This window comes from Sinomonas sp., assembly GCF_051955515.1.
Classification (GTDB): domain Bacteria; phylum Actinomycetota; class Actinomycetes; order Actinomycetales; family Micrococcaceae; genus Sinomonas.
The window spans coordinates 1-19,243 of record NZ_JBQCGQ010000181.1 but is presented as its reverse complement, the minus strand read 5'-3'; the positions used below and the strand labels follow the sequence as shown (position 1 = coordinate 19,243).

The window sequence follows — 19,243 nt, the reverse complement described above, 5'->3', positions numbered from 1 at the left end:
CATACACACAGCACCCCGCGGGGAAATGGATGGGCACTGTGAGACGGAAGGTTTGAGCGTGACGACTGAGACGACGACGGGACCGGCGGCGGGGGCCGAGCGGACGACGGCGAAGGGTCGCCAGCGCGGAGGGCCGCAGGGGGGCGACGGACGGAAGTTCCGGCCTGAGATCCAAGGCCTGCGGGCCGTGGCCGTGCTCCTCGTGGTGCTCTACCACGTGTGGCTCGGGCGCGTCTCGGGAGGCGTGGACGTCTTCCTCATGATCTCGGCGTTCCTCATGACGGGCCAGTTCGTCGCCCGCCATCGGAAGGGCGAGCGGACCAAGCTGTTCAAGCACTGGGCCCATGTCTTCCGCCGCCTCCTGCCCGCGGCGGTTGTGACCATCGCGGGGACGGTGCTCGCCACCGTCGTCTTCCTGCCGGCGACCCGGTGGGCCACGGTGCTCGAGCAGGGCGTGGCGTCGCTCGTCTACGCGGAGAACTGGCTCCTGCAGCGGGACGCGGTGGACTACTACGCGCAGGATCATTCGCTGGCGAGCCCCTTCCAGCATTTCTGGTCGCTCTCGATCCAGGGCCAGATTTTCGTGCTCTTCCCGATCCTGTTCGTGCTGCTCGGAGCGTTGGCGCGGCGCTTCCGGCTCCGCTACGAGCGGTTGCTCGCGCTCGCCTTCGGCGTGATCTTCGCGGCCTCGCTCGTGTACTCGATCGTGGACACCGCACTGAACCAGACTCAGGCATACTTCTCGCTCTGGGCCCGGATCTGGGAATTCGCGCTCGGCAGCCTTCTGGCGCTGGCGATCGACCGCGTGCGCGTGCGCTCCCTCGTCGCCGTGGTGATCGGCTGGGCCGGTCTCGTCGCGATCGTCGCCTGCGGCCTCGTCCTCAACGTCGAGACGGCGTTCCCGGGAGCGATCGCCCTGTGGCCCACCCTGTCGGCTGCCGCCGTGATCCTCGCGGCGGAGCACGGCGGCGCTTTGGGCGTCCACCGGTTCCTCTCGTCGAGGCCGCTCCGCAAGCTCGGTGACATCTCGTACGGCCTCTACCTGTGGCACTGGCCGGTGCTCGTGATCGCGCTCGTGTGGCGGGACAAGGACCGCGCAGGGTGGCTGCTCGGCACCGCCGCGATCCTCGTTTCCCTCGTCTTGGCATACCTGACGATCCGCTTCGTGGACCGTCCGTGGCGCGCCTGGCAGTGGCCCGAGCGGCGGCTCCGATACGGCGTCCTCGGCATTGCGGCCTGCGCGCTCGTAGCCGTCCTGCCGATCGCGTCGGTGCAGCTGAGCATTCAGACGAAGTCGAATGCTGCGGAGGCCAAGGCCAACGTCGACAACCCCGGGGCCGCCGTCCTGACGCCCGGCTTCACGAGCCAGACGTCGCCGACGGCCCAAGTCCTGCCGCTCGCGCAGAACCTTCCCGACGACTGGTATGGGCTGCCCGCACAGTGCTCGGCAGATCTGCACGTGCCCTCGACACTCACGAAGAACTGCTCGATGGACAAGGCGGGCTCGGCAGCGTCGAAGACGATCGTGGTCGTCGGGGATTCACATGCCGAGCAGTGGATGTCAGCCCTGGAGCCGGTCGCCCAGCAGCACGGATGGCGCGTCGTGGCTCTGCTCCTGGGCGGATGCATCTACACCCCGAGCGTCCAGACTCCCAACACCGCGTGCAACTCGTTCAACAGCCAAGTGTCCTCGTACCTTGCATCCAACCCGCCCACAGCGGTGTTCATGGTCGGCACGGTGGCGGCTCCGTCGTCGTCCGCCGAGACGCTCACCCCCGGCCTCGACGCGACGGTCTCGAGCCTGACCTCCAAGGGGGTCGACGTCGTCGCAGTCCGGGACAATCCCCGCTTCACGTTCAATATGGCCGACTGCGTGGTGCGGAACGGTGCGGCCAGCAGCGAGTGCAGCCCGTCGCTCGCGAGCGTCCTCGCGCCGCAGGACCCGCTGGCCGCGTTCGCGGCACAGCACACCGACCGCTTCACGGCGATCGACATGACGGATCTCATCTGCCCGGACGCGGTCTGTGCCGGTGTGATTGGAAACACCTACGTCTATCTCGACGACAACCACCTGACCAAGACGTACGCCGCCACGATGTCCGCAATGCTCGGAGAACGCCTGCTCTCGGGCACTGGGTGGACGAGCTGATTCCACCGAGGGAACGCTCCCATATCACTGAGAACCCAGTCGGGACTACGGAGATGATCGCCTAGGATTGATACCTTGCCCCGCACCTAGGAGTTCCATACCGTGACGCCCCCGAGCCGCGCGAACGCGGCAAGCCCGACCGAGGCCAACTCGCGATCCCAGCGGAAGTTCAGGCCGGAGATCCAAGGGCTTCGGGCGGTGGCTCTCGCGCTCGTCGTGGCATACCACGTGTGGCTCGGGCGGGTCTCGGGCGGCGTTGACGTCTTCCTCCTCATCTCGGCATTCCTCATGACCGGCCAGTTCGTGGACAGGTATCGCAGGGGCACCCGGGTGAGCCTCCCGAGGCACTGGGTCCACACGTTCCGCCGGCTCCTTCCGGCAGCGGTGGTGACGATCGTTGGCACCGTCGTTGCGTCCCTGGCGATCCTCCCGGGCACGCGGTGGGCCACGATCGTCGAGCAGGCGTGGGCTTCGCTCTTCTACGCGGAGAACTGGGTGCTCCAGCGCGACGCCGTGAACTACTACGCGCAGGACCATTCGACGGCTAGCCCCTTCCAGCACTTCTGGTCCCTGTCGATCCAGGGCCAGGTCTTCCTCGTGTTCCCGGTGGTGTTCCTCGTCGTTGCGGCCTTGTGCCGGCGGGCGCGGCTCAACTACGAGCGTGTCCTGTTCTGGGCGTTTGCCGCGCTCTTCCTCGTCTCCCTCGTGTACTCGGTCTACGAGACCGCGGTGTCCCAGTCTGAGGCCTACTTCGACACCGCTGCCCGCGTGTGGGAGTTCGCGCTCGGTGCGCTGCTCGCCATCGTCTCGGGCCGGGTGCGGCTTCCAGCGCGCGCGGCCGCTGCGGCTGGCTGGGCTGGCCTCGCGCTCATCATCGCGTGCGGGCTCGTCCTGCAGGTCGACGGCGTGTTCCCCGGTTTCGCGGCGCTCTGGCCCACGCTGGCTGCCGGCGCCGTCATCCTCGCGGGGGAGGACGGCGGGCGCCGCGGCGTGCATCGGCTCCTCGGCCTGGCGCCGTTCCAACGCCTCGGCAATGTCTCCTACTCGCTCTACCTGTGGCACTGGCCGGTTCTGGTCCTCGTGACCGCGGTGCGCGGCGGGGAGCGTCCGGGCTGGCTGGCCGGCAGCGCGGTCATCGTGGCCTCGCTCACCCTCGCGTACGTCACCACGAGGTTCGTCGACAAGCCGTGGCGCGCGTGGCGGTGGCCCGAGGTACGGGTCCGGCAGGGACTGGCCGCGGTCGTGGCCTGCGTTGCCGCCGTCGCGCTTCCGGTCGGAAGCATCCAGGCCTCCATCCAGATCGCGAACCACAAGGCCATCGCGAACGCGCCGCGCAACAACCCCGGCGCCGCCGCGCTCGTCCCCGGCTACAACGGGACGCCGGATCCGAAGGCCAGCCTCCTTCCCCTTCCATCAAAGCTTGAGCAAGACTGGGCGAGCCTGCCGCAGCAGTGTGACCAGGACCTGGGCCTGTCCGTCAAGCTCCGGGACAATGGCTGCACCCAAGTGGGGCAGCCCGGGGCCTCGAAGACCGTGCTCGTGGTCGGGAACTCGCACGCCCAGCAGTGGCTCGGCGCGCTCCTGCCCATGGCCGAGCAGCACGGCTGGCGGATGTACCAGCTGCTGAAAGGCGGCTGCGTCTATCAGCCGCCCTCGTCCGATGTCGGGGACGACTGCAACGAGTTCAACCAGGAAGTGTCGGCGCAGATCGCCGCGCATCGTCCCGACGCCGTCGTCCTCGTCGGCACGGCGGCGGCACCGTCGTCGGCCGAGGAAACGCTGACCCCTGGGCTGGAGCAGCTGGTGGACGGCTTCACGAAGGACGGGATCGACGTGGTCGCGCTCCGCGACAACCCGCGCTTCGCCTTCAATATGTCCGAGTGTGTGGTCCAGCACGGTGAGGCCGACCCAGCGTGCCGAGCGCCGTCGTCGTCCCTCCTCGCGCCCGAGAACCCGCTCACAGGGCTAGCGAGCCGTTACCGCGACCGGTTCCACGCTATCGACCTGACCGATTTCCTGTGTCCCGGCGGCGAGTGCCGCGGCGTGATCGGCAACGTGTTCGTGTACCTGGACAGCAACCATCTCTCGCGCACCTACACGTCCTCCCTCGCGCCCATCCTCGAGCAGCGCATCATCGCGGCCACCGGCTGGGCGTAGCCCGAAAGATGTGGACTTCGTCACGCCGAGACCGTCGCGGAATACCCGCCTGCGCGCGGGAAGTTTAGGATAGAAGGCACCGCAGCAGACCATGCCCGTAAGCACTGGCTGGTCATCAGCACTTCCCGTCAGTTAGCGCCCATCCCCCTGGCGCACGGCCAAGGAGCACTCATGACCACCCCCGAGCACGATCCCTTCGGCTTCCTCGGACTCACGTACGACGACGTCCTCCTGCTGCCCGGCCCCACCGACGTCATTCCCTCGGAGGCCGACACCTCCACGAGGCTCTCGCGCCGCATCCGACTCGGCATTCCGGTGCTCTCCGCCGCGATGGACACCGTCACCGAGGCGCGCATGGCCATCAGCCTCGCGCGGCAGGGCGGCATCGGGATTCTCCACCGCAACCTCTCCATCCAGGACCAGGCGGACCAGGTCGATCAGGTCAAGCGCAGCGAGTCCGGGATGATCACGAAGCCGGTCACGGTGGGTCCGGACGCCACGCTCAAGGAGCTTGACGACCTCTGCGCCCATTACAGGGTCTCGGGCCTGCCCGTCGTGGATGGCGACCGCCGGCTGCTCGGCATCATCACGAACCGCGACACGCGTTTCATCCCCTATGAGGAGTTCGCGAGCCGTAAGGTCCACGAGGTCATGACCCCGATGCCCCTCGTGACGGCCAAGGTGGGCGTGGCGCGCGACGAGGTCATCGGCCTCCTCGGCAAGCACCGGATCGAGAAGCTCCCGCTCGTCGACGACGAGGGCATCCTGCAGGGGCTCATCACCGTCAAGGACTTCGAGAAGGCGGATCAGTACCCCAACGCGACGAAGGACGAGTCCGGACGGCTTCGCGTCGGCGCCGCCGTCGGCTTCTTCGGCGACGGCTACGAGCGGGCCATGACGATGGTCGAGGCCGGGGTGGACGTTCTCGTCGTCGACACCGCGAACGGCCACAGCCAGGGCGTCCTCGACATGATCTCCCGCCTCAAGAAGGACCCGGCCGCGGCTCACGTCGACGTCATTGGCGGCCAGGCCGCGACGCGCGAGGGTGCCCAGGCGCTCATCGACGCGGGCGCCGACGCGATCAAAGTCGGCGTGGGCCCCGGTTCGATCTGCACGACCCGCGTGGTCGCGGGGGTCGGCGTGCCGCAGGTCACCGCGATCTACGAATCGGCGAAGGCTGCGATTCCCGCTGGAGTCCCCGTGATTGCCGACGGCGGCCTGCAGCACTCGGGCGACATCGGCAAGGCGCTGGTCGCCGGCGCCGACTCCGTCATGCTCGGTTCGCTCCTCGCGGGCACGGCCGAGGCTCCGGGCGATCTGGTCTTCATGAACGGCAAGCAGTTCAAGTCCTACCGCGGCATGGGCTCGCTCGGCGCGATGCAGACGCGTGGGAAGAACACGTCCTACTCGAAGGACCGGTACTTCCAGGCGGACGTCCCGAGCGACGAGAAGCTCGTACCCGAGGGCATCGAGGGCCAGGTGCCGTACCGCGGGCCGCTTGGCGCCGTCGCCCATCAGCTCGTGGGCGGCCTTCGCCAGACGATGTTCTACGTCGGCGCGCACACCATCGAGGAGCTCAAGGCGAAGGGCAAGTTCGTCCGCATTACCTCGGCCGGCCTGAAGGAGAGCCATCCGCACGACATCATGATCACGGCCGAGGCCCCGAACTACCGCCGGTAGCCCGACCTGTTCGTGCGAAAGGCCCCTTGCCCGGCTGCGGGCGGGGGGCCTTTCTGCTGGGTCGACTGAGGTGTCGACTAAGGTAGAGGCCGTGACCTACGAGATCGAAATCGGCCGCGGCAAGCGCGGACGGCGCGCCTACTCCCTCGACGACATCGCCATCGTTCCGACCCGGCGGACGCGTGACCCCGAGGACGTCTCCGTCTCGTGGCAGATCGACGCCTATCGGTTCGAGATGCCGGTCATCGCCGCCCCGATGGACTCCGTGATGTCGCCCGCCACTGCCGTCGAGCTGGGCCGCCTCGGAGGCCTCGGCGTCCTGGATCTCGAGGGCCTTTGGACGCGCTACGAGGACCCCGAGCCCGTCCTCGCGGAAATCGCCGGGCTCGAGGGAGAGCCGTCGAGCCCCGCGGTCACCCGCCGTCTCCAGGAGCTCTACGCGCGGCCCGTCGATCCTGAGCTCATCACCTCGCGGCTCGCCGAGATCCGTGCGTCGGGAGTCACGGTCGCGGGCGCCCTCACGCCGTCGGGTACCGTACGGCACTACAAGACCGTGCTGGCTGCCGGCGTCGACCTCTTCGTGATCCGCGGCACCACCGTCTCCGCCGAGCATGTCTCCAAGAACCAAGAACCGCTCAACCTCAAGAAATTCATCTACGAGCTCGACGTCCCCGTCATTGTCGGCGGCGCCGCGGGCTACACGCCTGCGCTGCACCTGATGCGGACCGGTGCCGCGGGCGTCCTCGTGGGCTTCGGCGGGGGAGCGACGACGACGACGCGGCGCGCCTTGGGCATCCATTCGCCCCTTGCGTCCGCCATCAGCGATGTCGCAGCCGCTCGCCGCGATTACATGGACGAGTCCGGTGGCCGATACGTTCACGTCATTGCCGACGGCGGCATGGGAACCTCGGGCGACATCGTCAAGGCGATCGCCATGGGCTCCGACGCGGTCATGCTCGGTTCCGCCCTCGCGCGCTCCGCGGAGGCTCCGGGCCGGGGCTGGCACTGGGGCGCCGAAGCGCACCACCCCGACACACCCCGAGGCGAGCGGGTGAACGTCGGGACGGTCGGTCCCATGCAGGAAGTGCTGTTCGGGCCGGGACATCACGCAGACGGGACGTCGAACCTCGTGGGGATGCTGCGGCGCTCCATGGCCACGACGGGCTACTCCGACCTCAAGGAGTTCCAGCGCGTCGACGTGGTGGTCTCGCCCTACGCGGGCCTCTGATCGGCGCTTGACGGTCTGCCTAGACTCGGAGGATTACACGATTCTCGCTGGCTGAGGGGGCGGATCATGGCAGGACGATTGGGGCCGGAAGGACGCAGTCAGGCGATCGGGCGGCTGCGGGAAACCGTCTCGCCCGGCGGCGAGCTCGACGTCCTCATCGTCGGAGGCGGGGTGGTAGGTGCGGGCGCCGCGCTCGACGCGGTGACGCGCGGTCTCGACGTGGGCATCGTCGAGCAGCGGGACTGGGCCTCGGGGACGTCGTCGCGCTCGTCCAAGCTCATCCACGGCGGCCTGCGCTACCTGGAGATGCTCGACTTCCGACTCGTCCAGGAGGCGCTGCAGGAACGCGGTCTCCTGCTGCAGCGCATTGCTCCGCATCTCGTCAAGCCGGTGCCGTTCCTGTACCCGCTGTCCCACCGCTGGTGGGAGCGCCCGTACGTGGGCATGGGCATGGTCCTCTACGACGGCCTGGGCCTCTCGAACGGGCACCGAACTGGCCTGCCCGTGCACAAGCACTTGTTCCGCCGTGGCACGCTCCGCGCCGCTCCGAGCCTGCGGGACGACGCGATGGTCGGTGCGATCCGCTACTACGACGCCCAGGTCGACGACGCGAGGATGGTCACCGCGCTCGTCCGGACGGCGGCGCACTACGGGGCGCACGCCGTGAACCGGATGCGGGTCGTGGGGTTCGTCCGCGAGGGGGAGCGGGTCGTGGGGGCCCACGTCCGGGACCTCGAGACGGGCGAAGAGTTCGACATCCGCGCAAAACAGGTCATCAACGCCACCGGTGTGTGGACTGATGAGACGCAGCGCATGATCACCGAGCGGGGGCAGCTCAAGGTCCGCGCCTCGAAGGGCGTCCATCTCGTTGTCCCCAGGGACCGATTCCAGTCGACGGTGGGGCTGATTCTGCGCACTGAGAAGTCGGTGCTGTTCGTCATCCCGTGGGGCAGGCACTGGATCATCGGGACGACCGACACCGACTGGCGCCTCGACAAGGCGCACCCGGCCGCCTCCAGCAAGGACATCGATTACATCCTCGACCACGTGAATCAGGTCCTGCGGCGCCCCCTCACGCGAGAGGATGTCGAAGGCGTGTATGCGGGGCTGCGCCCCCTGCTCGCGGGCGAGAACGAATCGACGGCGAAGCTCAGCCGCGAACACGTAGTGGCGCACCCCGTGCCGGGGATGGTGGTCATCGCCGGCGGCAAGTTCACGACGTATCGGATTATGGCCCGGGATGCCGTGGACGAGGCGGTGCGCAGCATGGACGTGCTCGTCCCCGCAAGCGTCACCGACCGGGTGCCGCTCGTCGGGGCCGAAGGGTTCAAGGCGATGTGGAACCGGCGCCACCGCTTGGCTGGCGGTGCCGGGGTGCACGTGGCTCGCGTGGAACACCTGCTGAACCGCTTTGGATCGTTGGCCACGGAGGTCCTCGACCTCATCGCCAAGGACCCCTCGCTCGGTGAGCCTCTGCCCGGCGCCGACGACTACCTCCGGGCCGAGGTCGTCTACGCCGTCACCCACGAGGCGGCGCGCCATCTCGAGGACGTGCTCACCCGGCGCACCCGCATCTCGATCGAGGCCTGGGACCGCGGGGTGTCGTCGGCCCCCGTAGTCGCCGAGCTCATGGCACCCCTTCTGGGGTGGAGCGAGGTGCAGCGGGAGAACGAGATTGCGCACTACCTCAAGCGGGTCGAGGCTGAGCGGCTGAGCCAGGAACAGCCGGATGATGCAACGGCCGACGTCGCACGTCTGGGTGTCGCAGACATCATTCCGGTCAAGTAGCCGGGCTGCGGCGCCGAGGTCCGTAAAATGGCCCCATGCCCCAGCCTTTCGATCGCTATGACGCGCAGCTGACCTCGCCCGGGCTCGTGATCCTCGAGATGGAGGCTGCCGATCGCGAGGACGCCGCGCGCCAGCTCGCCGGGCGCCTTGCCGCCGAAGGCCGGGTCGACGATCTCGACGCGTTCCTCGCGGACGTGGGGGCGCGCGAGCATCAGATGGCCACGGGCCTTCCAGGCGGAATCGGCCTTCCCCATGCCCGGAGCGAGCACGTCCTCCAGCCGTCGATCGCTGTGGGCGTCGCGAGGTACGGGCACGCCGTCGATTTCGGGGCCGTCGACGGGCCGGCGTACGTCGTCCTGCTCGTGGCCACTCCCGCGTCGAGCTTCTCGGAGCATCTCGAGGTCCTTGCGACGATGGCGCGTTCGCTGTCGAAGGCGGGATTCCGCGAGTCGCTTCGCCGGGCCAACGACGCCGACATCATCTCGGAGCTCATCAACTCCTCCCTGGTGTTCGGGGACTAGCGGCTGCACCGGGCGGCCCTTGGCCGTTTCGGTTTTCTACAGCTTGTCGGAGTACCGTGGAATGATGCTTCGAACCGCCCTTAAACCCCGTTGGATCCTCGCGCTCATTGGCGCGCTCGCGATCTCGGGCGTGTTCGTGCTCCTGAGCCAGTGGCAGTTTTCCCGTTCGACTTCAGACTCCCTTCCTGTCGTCACCACCACAGAGACCCCCCAGCCGCTCACCACGACCCTGAAGCCGGGCGCGACGTTCCCGGCCACTGCTGCCGACCAGATGGTGACCGCAAGGGGCCACTTCGATCCCGCTCGGCAGGTGCTGGTGCCCAACCGCCTGCGCGATGGCGCTAGCGGCTGGTGGGTAGTTACGGCGTTCGCGGTCGACGGCGCTCCCGCTGTGGGAGCGGACCGCACCGTCGTGATCCCGGTGGCGCGGGGCTGGATCTCCGATCCGGTGCAAGCCGGGCCTCCGCCGTCGGGAGCGGTACAGCTCACCGGACGTCTCCTGCCGTCTGAGGCTCCGGAGCCCATGAAGAGCCCTGCCCCAGGTCAGGCATCGATGGTCTCCGTCGCCGAGCTCATCAACATCTGGGACAGCGCGAGCTATCCGGGCTTCGTGAGCTCCACGCATGAGGTGACGACCGCCGGAGACCAGGCTGCCGCAGCCGTGGGTGGAGCGCTCAAGCCGCTCGACATCGCCGCCCAGCCGCCTTCAGCCCCGGTGAACTGGCTCAACATCTTCTACGCGGTGGAATGGGTCGTGTTTGCTGGCTTCGCGATCTTCCTGTGGTGGCGACTCGTCCGCGATGACTACGAGCGGGAGCAGGAGGCCCTCGCTCCCGTCGAGACCGGCTCCGCCGCCCACGATCCCGAGACCAACCAGCGATCCGAGACCGACCAGCGATCTGAGACCGGAGGAACACCGTGATCGACCCCAAGCCCGCCGCCGGGCGAACTCCTCAGCGCCGATTCGGCGGAACTGTCGCCCAGATCCGCTCGGCCCTCGGCTTCTACCGAGTCATGGCGTACGCCACCGGCAGCATGCTGCTCCTCCTCTGCGTCGAGATGATCCTGCGCTACGGATTCGGCAAGTTCCTCTTCGCCGGGGGACGCGACGCGTTCACGGGTGCGCCGTTCGGCTTCGGGCTGGCGGATGCCGATCCGACGGGCGTCGTCGGCGGCGTGAATGTCTCCCTCACGATCCTTATCGTGCACGGCTGGATGTACGTCCTGTACCTCATCTCCAACTTCCGGCTGTGGTCGCTTCTCCGCTGGCCGTTCCGCCGCTTCATCCTGATGGCGCTCGGTGGCGTGGTCCCCTTCCTCTCGTTCTTCGTGGAGCGGCGCATGCACGCCGAGGCGGAGCGCGAGCTTCTCGCTCATCCAGACGCGGGGGCGCGCTACTGACGGGCCGGCGAGAGGGAGGCCGGAAAGCGCCAACACCGACTTCCGGTAGGCTTGACGGGTGACAAAAGCATCCCAGAGCACTGGCTCCCAGACAGCCCACAGGCCCGTGCTCGTGGTGGACTATGGTGCCCAGTACGCGCAGCTGATCGCGCGCCGCGTCCGCGAGGCGAACGTCTATTCCGAGATCGTCCCGCACACCCTCACCACTGAGCAGATCCTCGCCAAGAACCCGGCCGCCATCATCCTCTCGGGCGGTCCCTCGAGCGTCTACGCCGAGGGAGCGCCCGCCGTGGGCGCTGACCTGTTCGAGGCTGGGGTTCCGGCCTTCGGCATCTGCTACGGGTTCCAGGCGATGGCAAACGCCCTCGGCGGCGTCGTCGCGAAGACCGGCCTGCGCGAGTACGGAGCCACTCAGGTGTCCGCCGTGGGCGAGCCGCACTCGATCCTCGCGGGTACGCCCGTGCTGCAGAGCACGTGGATGAGCCACGGCGACTCGGTCCAAGAAGCTCCCGAAGGTTTCGAGGTGCTGGCGACGACCCCTGGCGCTCCAGTCGCGGCCTTCGTGAACACGCAGAGGGCGCTCGGCGGCGTCCAATGGCACCCGGAGGTCAAGCATTCGGAGCATGGCCAGACTGTCCTCGAGAATTTCCTTTTCGGAGTCGCGGGCCTCGAGCGCAACTGGACCACGGGCAACATCGTGGACGAGCAGATCGGGCGCATTCGGGATCAGGTGGGCGACGCGCGAGTCATCTGCGGCCTCTCGGGGGGAGTCGACTCGGCCGTCGCAGCCGCACTCGTCCAGCGAGCGGTCGGCGACCAGCTGACGTGTGTCTTCGTTGACCATGGCCTCTTGCGCGAAGGGGAGGCCGAACAGGTTGAGCGCGACTTCGTCGCCGCCACTGGCGTCAACCTCTACGTCGCCAATGAGCAGGATCGCTTCCTCAACGCGCTCGCCGGGGTGACCGACCCCGAGGAGAAGCGGAAGATCATCGGCCGCGAGTTCATCCGCGCTTTCGAAGAGGCAGAGCGGGCCATCATCGAGAAGGCCAAGGCCGAGGGGGAGCAGATCCGCTTCCTCGTCCAGGGCACGCTGTACCCGGACGTGGTCGAGTCGGGTGGCGGCGAGGGCGCTGCGAACATCAAGAGCCACCACAACGTGGGCGGCCTGCCCGAGGACCTGCGTTTCGAGCTCGTCGAGCCGCTCCGCGCCCTGTTCAAGGACGAGGTCCGGGCAGTGGGCCGACAGCTCGGCCTGCCTGCCGAGATCGTCGGTCGCCAGCCGTTCCCCGGACCGGGTCTGGGGATCAGGATTGTCGGCGAGGTCACCCGCGAGCGTCTCGAGCTCCTGCGCAAGGCCGATGCGATTGCCCGGCACGAGCTCACGGCCGCCGGTCTTGACGACGAGGTCTGGCAGATGCCGGTCGTCCTCCTCGGCGATGTCAGGAGCGTGGGCGTCCAGGGCGATGGCAGGACGTACGGGCATCCCATCGTGCTCCGTCCCGTCTCGAGTGAGGACGCGATGACCGCCGATTGGTCGCGGCTTCCGTACGATCTCGTCGCGCGGATCTCGAATCGCATCACGAACGAGGTCGAAGGCGTCAACCGGGTGGTGCTCGACGTCACGAGCAAGCCCCCCGGAACCATCGAATGGGAGTGATCTCACGCTGATTTGGCCCCCGGCTGCGTTGCTGCCGGGGGCCTCGGCGTGTGAACCGCTACGCTCGAAGTTATGCCGATAAGGTCCATAGGCAAACGACGGAGCGCCCTTGACGGCGCAGAGGAGAGCAGCGACGTGCCCCACGAGCCGAGCACGCACCCTGACGAGGCACGCCTCGAGGCGTGGCTCTCGTCGCTGCCCCCCGTCACGGGCCCGGACACCATGCTCGGCTTCTTCCCCCGGCCGGAGGGAGTCATCGACCTCACGTCCGCGCACGCCTCCGGACTTGCCCAGCTCCTGGCCGGACGCCGGACCCGGCTCTCCACCCTCATCCGCGAACGCCACGACTACACGACCGCCGCGCGGGCCGCGCGGAATCTTCGCGCCAAGATCTACGAACTCGCCAATGAGCGCGGCCTGGACGCGGGACATCTGGCCGCCGGCCTTGCCACCTGGACCTCGGCAGTCGGAGGCAAGCCCCGCCGGGTCAGCGCTCCGCTGCTGTTCGCCGGAGTGGAGCTCACGGTCCGCTCAGAGCAGGACGACTTCGAAATCAAGCTCACCGAGCAGGCACACCTGAATCCCGCACTCGTCCGGCATCTGCGCAGCGTCCATCGCATGGAGATCGACGTTCCTGCGATCGAGAGGCTTGCGTACAGCACAGCCCGCCTCGATCCCCATCCTGTCATTGAACGGTTCCGCACGCTGCTGGCCGGAATTCCGGGTGCGGCGGTCGAACCACGGCTGCTTGTCTCGACGTTCGCGGACCTGGAGCACGCGCTCGACGACCCTGCCATCACGAGCGCCATACCGGTCATATCGGCGCTCGCCGCCGGCGCCTCTCGTGCCGTCCACGCGGCCCCTGCACCGCTCGACTCCTCGAGGTTCACCCCGGTCGACGAACGAGATCCGAGTGACGAGCTTCTCGTGCTCGATGCCGACTACGATCAACAGCAGGCCGTGGATGCGGCGCGTGCCGGTGATTCGCTGGTCGTGGACGCCCCGCCGGGAACCGGGCAGACCCAGACCGCCGTTAACGTCATCGCCAACCTCGTCGACGAGGGGCGTTCCGTGCTCGTCGTGGCGGAGCGCCGGGCCAGCCTCCTTGAGCTCAGCCGTGCCTGCGAGCACCTCGGGCTTGGGTCGATGCTCCTCCAACTGAGCGCCGGCATCACCCCCGGACAGCTCAAACAGCAGCTCGTGCGCGCCATCGTCCGCAACGAGAAGGCGGAGCCACCCCGTCTCGAGGGAATTCACCGCTCGCTCGTCGAGCGTCGTTATCAGCTCATCGAGCACGTCGAATCGCTGCACAACGTACGGGAGCGCTGGGGCTGCTCGCCCTACGAGGCGATGCAGTCGCTCGCTGCGCTGACGTCCATTCAGCCAGCACCCGCGACGACCGTCCGCCTCAAGCGCAGCGTCCTCGACAGCATTCGGGAACGCCGAGAACTTGTTGAACGGCTCCGCCGTGCCGCTGAACTGGGCAGCTTCAGCCGGGAGGCGACGTCGAGCCCTTGGCACGGTTCCCGAATGCTGACTCGTCGGGAGACGGAGGACGCCCAGGAACTCGTCAAGACGTTGGTCGTCGACCTTCCCGCGCTTCGCGAGCGCATGGCCACGGTGGCGGCCCATTCGGAAATCCGAATGGGAGCCTCGATGGAGGAGTGGGGCCAGCAGATCGACATGCTTGTCGCAGTGCGGGAGAGCCTCGACAAGTTCACGCCCGACATCTTTGATCGTCCGGTCACGGATCTGATCTCTGCAACTGCCTCGTCTTCCTGGCGGCGTGAGCGCGGCATCGATATCCCGACGATGCAGCGTTCGCGGCTCCGGCGCGTGGCGAAGGAGTACGTACGGCCCGGAGTGCATCTCGCGGACCTGCATTCCTCGCTCATCTTGGTTCAGGAGCAGCGTGCACTGTGGGCCAATTACGCGACGTCGCAGCGGCACCCGGTGGTGCCGTCCGGCCTCGCCGACTTGCGGGAGGACTATCGCGCTGTCCGCAAGGGGCTTGAGCGCCTCGGATCCGTCCTCGCCTCGACGCGCGAAGGCGGCGATCTGCTGGGAGCACCGGTTGTCGCCGTTCAGGGCCGGCTCCAGGATCTCTCGGAGACCTTCGATTCCCTGCGGTCGCTTCCAGAGCGAACGCTCCTCGAGGATGAGCTGCGGGAGCGCGGCCTCGGTGAGCTCCTGGCTGACCTGGCCGCACGCGAAGCGTCCCCAGAGGTTGTGGCGTCGGAGCTGGAGCTGGTCTGGTGGCAGTCGGTCCTCGAGGCCATGATCAGCGGAGACGATTACCTTGCCATGTCCGACGGCGCTCAGCTCCGTCAAGCAGAAGAGGAGTTCCGACGGGCCGACCGAGCCCACATCGCGTCGGGACCTGCAAGGGTGCGCTGGCACCTTGCGGACGAATGGCAGCGAGCCATTGCCGAGCACCCCCGCGAGGCGGAGTCGTTCCGGAATCTCCTCAAGGACGGACGCGTGAGCCTTGCGGCGATCGAGTCCCACGCACCGGACCTCCTGCGACCGCTCGTTCCCGTCTGGACCGCTAGTCCTTATGCCCTCGCTGCGGCCGCCCCCCAGAAGCGCCGCTTCGATGCCGTCGTCGTTCTCGATGCCGATTCCCTGCCACTCAAGGCAGCTCTTCCGGCGTTGGCACGTGCCACCCAGGTCATAGCCTTCGGCGACACCCAGGTCGCGAATCCCCGACCCTTCACGGTCGGCGTTGGGCACGCTCCCGCCGGGATAGACCCGGAAACTCCTGTGGAGAGCGCCTTCGACGCGCTCGCGCGCGTCCTGCCGACGGTTCGGCTGACCACCCTGTACCGCGGGGTCGACGAAGATCTCGGGCTGCAGCTCAGCCATCGCTTCTACGGTGGGTCGTTGCGGCGTCTGCCTGACGGGCAGTCGGTCACAGGGCTTGATCGAGCGCTCGTCGTCGAGTATCTGCCTGATGGGACCGGGCTGCCGTCGGGGCAGGACGGCAATGTCGAATCCGTGGCCGCCGAAGTGAACCGGGTCGTGGACCTCGTGTTCGAACACGCCGCCCATCGGGCTGGGTCCTCGCTTGCGGTGGTGACGGCGAGCGCCCACCACGCGGCGCGAGTCGGCGAAGCGATCAGGCTCCAGATGGCCAATCACTCTGACGTGCAGGAGTTCTTCAGCGGCGGCGAGGAGCCGTTCCGGGTGGTTCCGGTGGATCGCGCAGGAAGCCTCGTGCGGGACCACGTCATCTTCTCGCTCGGGTACGGCCGCACGCCTCACGGCCGCGCGATGCACCATTTCGGTCCGCTCAGCGAGCCCGGAGGCCGGCGCCGGTTCGCGCTCGCTATGAGCCGGGCCAGGCACACGTTGCACGTGCTCAGCTGTTTCCAGCCGGCGGAGCTCGATGGATCGAGGCTGAGCGAAGGCGCGAAGGACTTCCACGAGCTGCTCGAGAGGGAACTGGCCGGGCGCACGGATCTCGGAACCAGAGCAACCCGGGCCGCGGCCAGTGCCGAGGCCTTGGGGGCGGATCCTCTGGTGACGGACCTCGGCGAACGGCTCGCCTCTCGCGGCGCCCGCGTGTGGCACCACTATGACGGAGCGATCGACATGGCCGCGGCCGTCGACCCCCTGGTGACCCTTGCCCGCGACGACCACGAGGTCAGCATTCCCGTCGCCGTCGAGAGCGATGGAACCAGGCGGTACCGGGACTTGAGCGTCCGGGAGCGGACGCGTCAGCGTCCAGAGCTTCTCGAGCGGATGGGCTGGCGCTCCTTCACCCTCTGGACGATCGAGGTGTTCACCGACCCTGGCAGCTGCGCCGACATGATTGCCGAACTGCTCGGGCTGGACGGCCAGACCGAGGACGGACCCGGTGCCGGCTTCCTGAACGGTGCCGTCGGCCCCGTGACCTCCTCGTTCGAGGCGGTTCTTTCGGCGTCCTATCCGTTGGCCGATGCGCGTCGGCCGGAAGAGGCGGCGTCTGACCTGTATCGGCACCAGTCCGTGGACCCCGAGTCCCGTGAGGAGGGAACCCCCGTGGCAGCGAGAGATCATCTGAGCTCGCATCGTCGAGTCACTGCGCCGGCAACCGGCGGTCAGGAAGTGGACTCCTCGCCGGAGGGGGACCCGCAGGACGAGAGCGCCGAGGAGAACCGCACCAACGGGCATGGCCTCGAGCCGCCGCTCATCCCTGACCGGGCAGCCGAAGATGATCCGCGATCGTGGGGTGACCGGGAATCGAACGACGAGCGAGACCAGTGGCTCAGGGAGCAGCGTCCGCCCCATTGGGGTTGAGCTGAGCCTAGACCGTCTTCCGGCTCATCGCTTGTCCGTCAGGGTGAAGAAGACCTTGCCCCGCGTGGATGCTCCAGCAAGTGCTGGCGCTCGCTCGGAGCTTGTCGCGACGACCACGAGTCCGGCAGCGCCTTGGCCTTGACCCAGCCACGAGCCCCGATCGTTCTTGGCGTCCTCAGTCCAGAGGACGGTGACGGCCGAGGCGAGAACGGCAGCGGCCTTCGTGCCGCCGCCGGGCCCGTCTTCCGAGAGGACAAGGTCGATCGTCTGGCCCGTACGGATGAGTTGCAGCGAGTCGGGGTCGGCTACACGCACGGGCACCGCAACAGTGCCGGGGGCTGCGCCCGCGAGGAGTCCGGGACCCATCGTTGCCGTGTCGGTGAGGACTTCTCCCCGTCGCAGGGGTCCGGCAAGGCGCTGGCCCAGGACGGCATCGAGGGAAGTCGCGGCGTGGTCGGGAACCGAATCTGCCGGAAGGCGGGCCATCCGAAGCTGGCCGGCGCTCAGCGTTGATCCTGCCGGGAGGTCGGCCGCCGCAATGACGACGATTGAGAGAGTGGCCGTCGGTGGGGTGAGCTGGTAGACCCCTGCGGCGACGGCGGCACAGAGGAGTGCTGCGGCCAAGGTCCTGCGCCGACGCTCGAAGAACCGCCTGACCCGAGGACGCTCGGGTGCGGCCCACTTGCCTTTTCGGGGCTCGTCCCCGCGCTGGCGGTACGGCGCGAGGCGTGGGGCACGCGATGCGGAGGGGCTCATGTCCTTGACGCTAGACGTGAGGACTGACACTTGGGGGCGTGCTGCCCTCTCTATGTGGACAACACGCCCCAGCGATTCTTGGGGAGGAGAATTCCCCTAGCTTGCGGCCGCCGAGGTTGCCGGAGCAGGAGCAGCTGCTGGTGCCGAAGGGGCCCCCTTGGTCGCGCTTCCGTCCGAGCCGGACGAGCCTGAACCTGAAGCCCCCCCAGACCCGGCAGAAACCGTGCTCGAGCTGCGCGAGTCGGTGCGGTAGAAGCCGCTTCCCTTGAAGACGACGCCGACGCTGTTGAACTTCTTCCGCAGGCTCCCGCCGCATTCCGGGCAGAGGGTGAGGGAGGCATCGCTGAAGGACTGGACGATGTCAAAGGCATGTCCGCAGTCTTTGCAGGCGTAAGCGTATGTAGGCACTGTCACTCCTTGCAGAACGAGGGGACCTTAGCAGTCCACGGCCCCGAGTGCTAATTCTAACAGGAACGATCTGCAGAGTATTCCGGAAGCCTGTGCAGCCCGCGCGGCGTCAGCACCGCATCGACGCGGTGGTCGAGCGGCTCGTCCGGGACCTCGCCCGGGGCGAGGAACTCGTCGTCGAACACGACTGCGGCGTTCGGCAGCGGGGGGACGGCGCCCTCAAGCCGCGCGAGAAACCGGTCGTAATAGCCGCCGCCCTGTCCGAGCCGCCGCCCTGCGCCGTCGACCGCTGTTGCCGGGAGAAGAACAGCGGCAAGGGGAGGCCGGAGCGGGGAGCCCTCCACCAGCGCGAGAGCGTCCAGTCGGGGTCCCACAGGCTCTTGGAGCGGGGCATACCGGCTCCGCTCGTAGGCGATGTCCGGCCGCCACTCGACCCACGAAAGCTGCCGCTCCGGTTCGCAGATGGGAAGGATCACGTGGAAACCCTCCCGGTGCAGCTCGGAGAGCAGGCGGAGCGTGGGCGGCTCCGCTGCCACCCCCAGGTACGCCGTCAGGGTGCCCCCGGAAGGCACCACTTCCTTGACCCAGGTCAGCCCGTGGGCGGCGATGCCCTCCTCGGCCTGGGCGAGTTCCTCGACGCTTCGGGCCCTGCGCCGCCCGCGGACCTTCTTGCGCAGGTCGTCCTTGCGCTCCGCTGCAGTGTGCACCCTCCAGAGCCTAACGGCCTCGGGTCAACGGGAATCGGTAGGGCCGACCCAGTCGTATAGAGTGGCAGCGTGTCGACCACGAAGCCAGTCAGGAAAGCCGTCATCCCTGTTGCCGGGCTGGGCACCCGGTTCCTTCCGGTGACGAAGGCCATGCCCAAAGAGATGCTGCCTGTGGTGGACAAGCCAGCCATCCAGTACGTGGTCGAAGAGGCCGTCTCGGTCGGCCTCAGCGACATCCTCATGATCACAGGACGCAACAAGCGCGCTCTCGAGGACCACTTCGACCGTGTTCCCTCGCTCGAGGCGACCCTCGAGCAGAAGGGCGACGAGAAGAAGCTCGCCGCCATCCAGGAGTCGAGCAACCTCGGTGATATCCACTACGTGCGCCAGGGCGATCCCAACGGCCTCGGGCATGCTGTGCTGTGCGCGGAGCGGCATGTGGGCGATGAGCCGTTCGCGGTGCTGCTGGGCGATGACCTGATCGATGAGCGCGATGAGCTGCTGGGGGAG

14 protein-coding genes are annotated in these 19,243 nt (G+C 68.0%); 11 read left to right on the top strand and 3 right to left on the bottom strand.

Going from position 1 to position 19,243, the window contains the following annotated elements:
• Positions 1-58: 58 nt before the first annotated feature.
• The 10 genes from ACTHL9_RS10220 to ACTHL9_RS10175 all read left to right on the top strand — a co-directional run bounded on the left by ACTHL9_RS10220 (position 59) and on the right by ACTHL9_RS10175 (position 16,862).
• A complete protein-coding gene (locus ACTHL9_RS10220) occupies positions 59-2,149 on the top strand; it encodes an acyltransferase family protein (RefSeq protein ID WP_440518844.1) in 2,091 nt (696 codons plus the stop codon).
• Positions 2,150-2,251: 102 nt separating this feature from the next.
• The gene (locus tag ACTHL9_RS10215; protein WP_440518842.1) at positions 2,252-4,306 is read left to right on the top strand and encodes an acyltransferase family protein; all 2,055 of its coding nucleotides are present in this window, start codon (positions 2,252-2,254) and stop codon (positions 4,304-4,306) included.
• 171 nt (positions 4,307-4,477) lie between these two features.
• The gene (gene guaB, locus ACTHL9_RS10210; protein WP_440518841.1) at positions 4,478-5,986 is read left to right on the top strand and encodes an IMP dehydrogenase; all 1,509 of its coding nucleotides are present in this window, start codon (positions 4,478-4,480) and stop codon (positions 5,984-5,986) included.
• A 91-nt stretch (positions 5,987-6,077) separates the two neighbouring features.
• Entirely contained in the window at positions 6,078-7,214 is a 1,137-nt protein-coding gene (locus ACTHL9_RS10205) for a GuaB3 family IMP dehydrogenase-related protein (RefSeq protein WP_440518839.1), read from the top strand.
• Positions 7,215-7,280: 66 nt separating this feature from the next.
• Positions 7,281-9,002, top strand: a complete 1,722-nt coding sequence (locus tag ACTHL9_RS10200) for a glycerol-3-phosphate dehydrogenase/oxidase (RefSeq protein WP_440518838.1) — start codon at positions 7,281-7,283, stop codon at positions 9,000-9,002.
• A 35-nt stretch (positions 9,003-9,037) separates the two neighbouring features.
• Complete coding sequence (locus ACTHL9_RS10195) at positions 9,038-9,523, top strand: PTS sugar transporter subunit IIA (protein ID WP_440518836.1); 486 nt, start codon at positions 9,038-9,040, stop codon at positions 9,521-9,523.
• A gap of 64 nt (positions 9,524-9,587) precedes the next feature.
• On the top strand, positions 9,588-10,445 hold the full coding sequence (locus tag ACTHL9_RS10190; protein ID WP_440518834.1) for an SURF1 family protein: 858 nt from the start codon (positions 9,588-9,590) through the stop codon (positions 10,443-10,445).
• A complete protein-coding gene (locus ACTHL9_RS10185) occupies positions 10,442-10,924 on the top strand; it encodes a DUF3817 domain-containing protein (RefSeq protein WP_440518833.1) in 483 nt (160 codons plus the stop codon). The genes ACTHL9_RS10190 and ACTHL9_RS10185 overlap by 4 nt, the downstream gene beginning before the upstream one ends.
• Positions 10,925-11,030: 106 nt before the next feature.
• On the top strand, positions 11,031-12,581 hold the full coding sequence (guaA, locus tag ACTHL9_RS10180) for a glutamine-hydrolyzing GMP synthase (protein ID WP_440518881.1): 1,551 nt from the start codon (positions 11,031-11,033) through the stop codon (positions 12,579-12,581).
• Between the two features lie 222 nt (positions 12,582-12,803).
• Positions 12,804-16,862, top strand: a complete 4,059-nt coding sequence (locus ACTHL9_RS10175) for a DUF4011 domain-containing protein (RefSeq protein WP_440518879.1) — start codon at positions 12,804-12,806, stop codon at positions 16,860-16,862.
• A 24-nt stretch (positions 16,863-16,886) separates the two neighbouring features.
• Here the strand turns inward: ACTHL9_RS10175 and ACTHL9_RS10170 are convergent, their stop codons facing one another.
• The 3 genes from ACTHL9_RS10170 to ACTHL9_RS10160 form a co-directional block, all read right to left on the bottom strand.
• Entirely contained in the window at positions 16,887-17,618 is a 732-nt protein-coding gene (locus ACTHL9_RS10170; protein WP_440518831.1) for an RcpC/CpaB family pilus assembly protein, read from the bottom strand.
• 96 nt (positions 17,619-17,714) lie between these two features.
• Positions 17,715-18,026 (bottom strand): FmdB family zinc ribbon protein, encoded by a 312-nt coding sequence (locus tag ACTHL9_RS10165; protein WP_440518829.1) that lies wholly within the window; start codon positions 18,024-18,026, stop codon positions 17,715-17,717.
• A gap of 56 nt (positions 18,027-18,082) precedes the next feature.
• The gene (locus tag ACTHL9_RS10160) at positions 18,083-18,733 is read right to left on the bottom strand and encodes a 5-formyltetrahydrofolate cyclo-ligase (RefSeq protein WP_440518827.1); all 651 of its coding nucleotides are present in this window, start codon (positions 18,731-18,733) and stop codon (positions 18,083-18,085) included.
• Positions 18,734-18,802: 69 nt separating this feature from the next.
• On the opposite strand from ACTHL9_RS10160, the gene ACTHL9_RS10155 reads away from it, so the two are divergent.
• The coding region (locus ACTHL9_RS10155; protein WP_440518825.1) for a UTP--glucose-1-phosphate uridylyltransferase at positions 18,803-19,243 on the top strand (441 nt) is incomplete at its 3' end.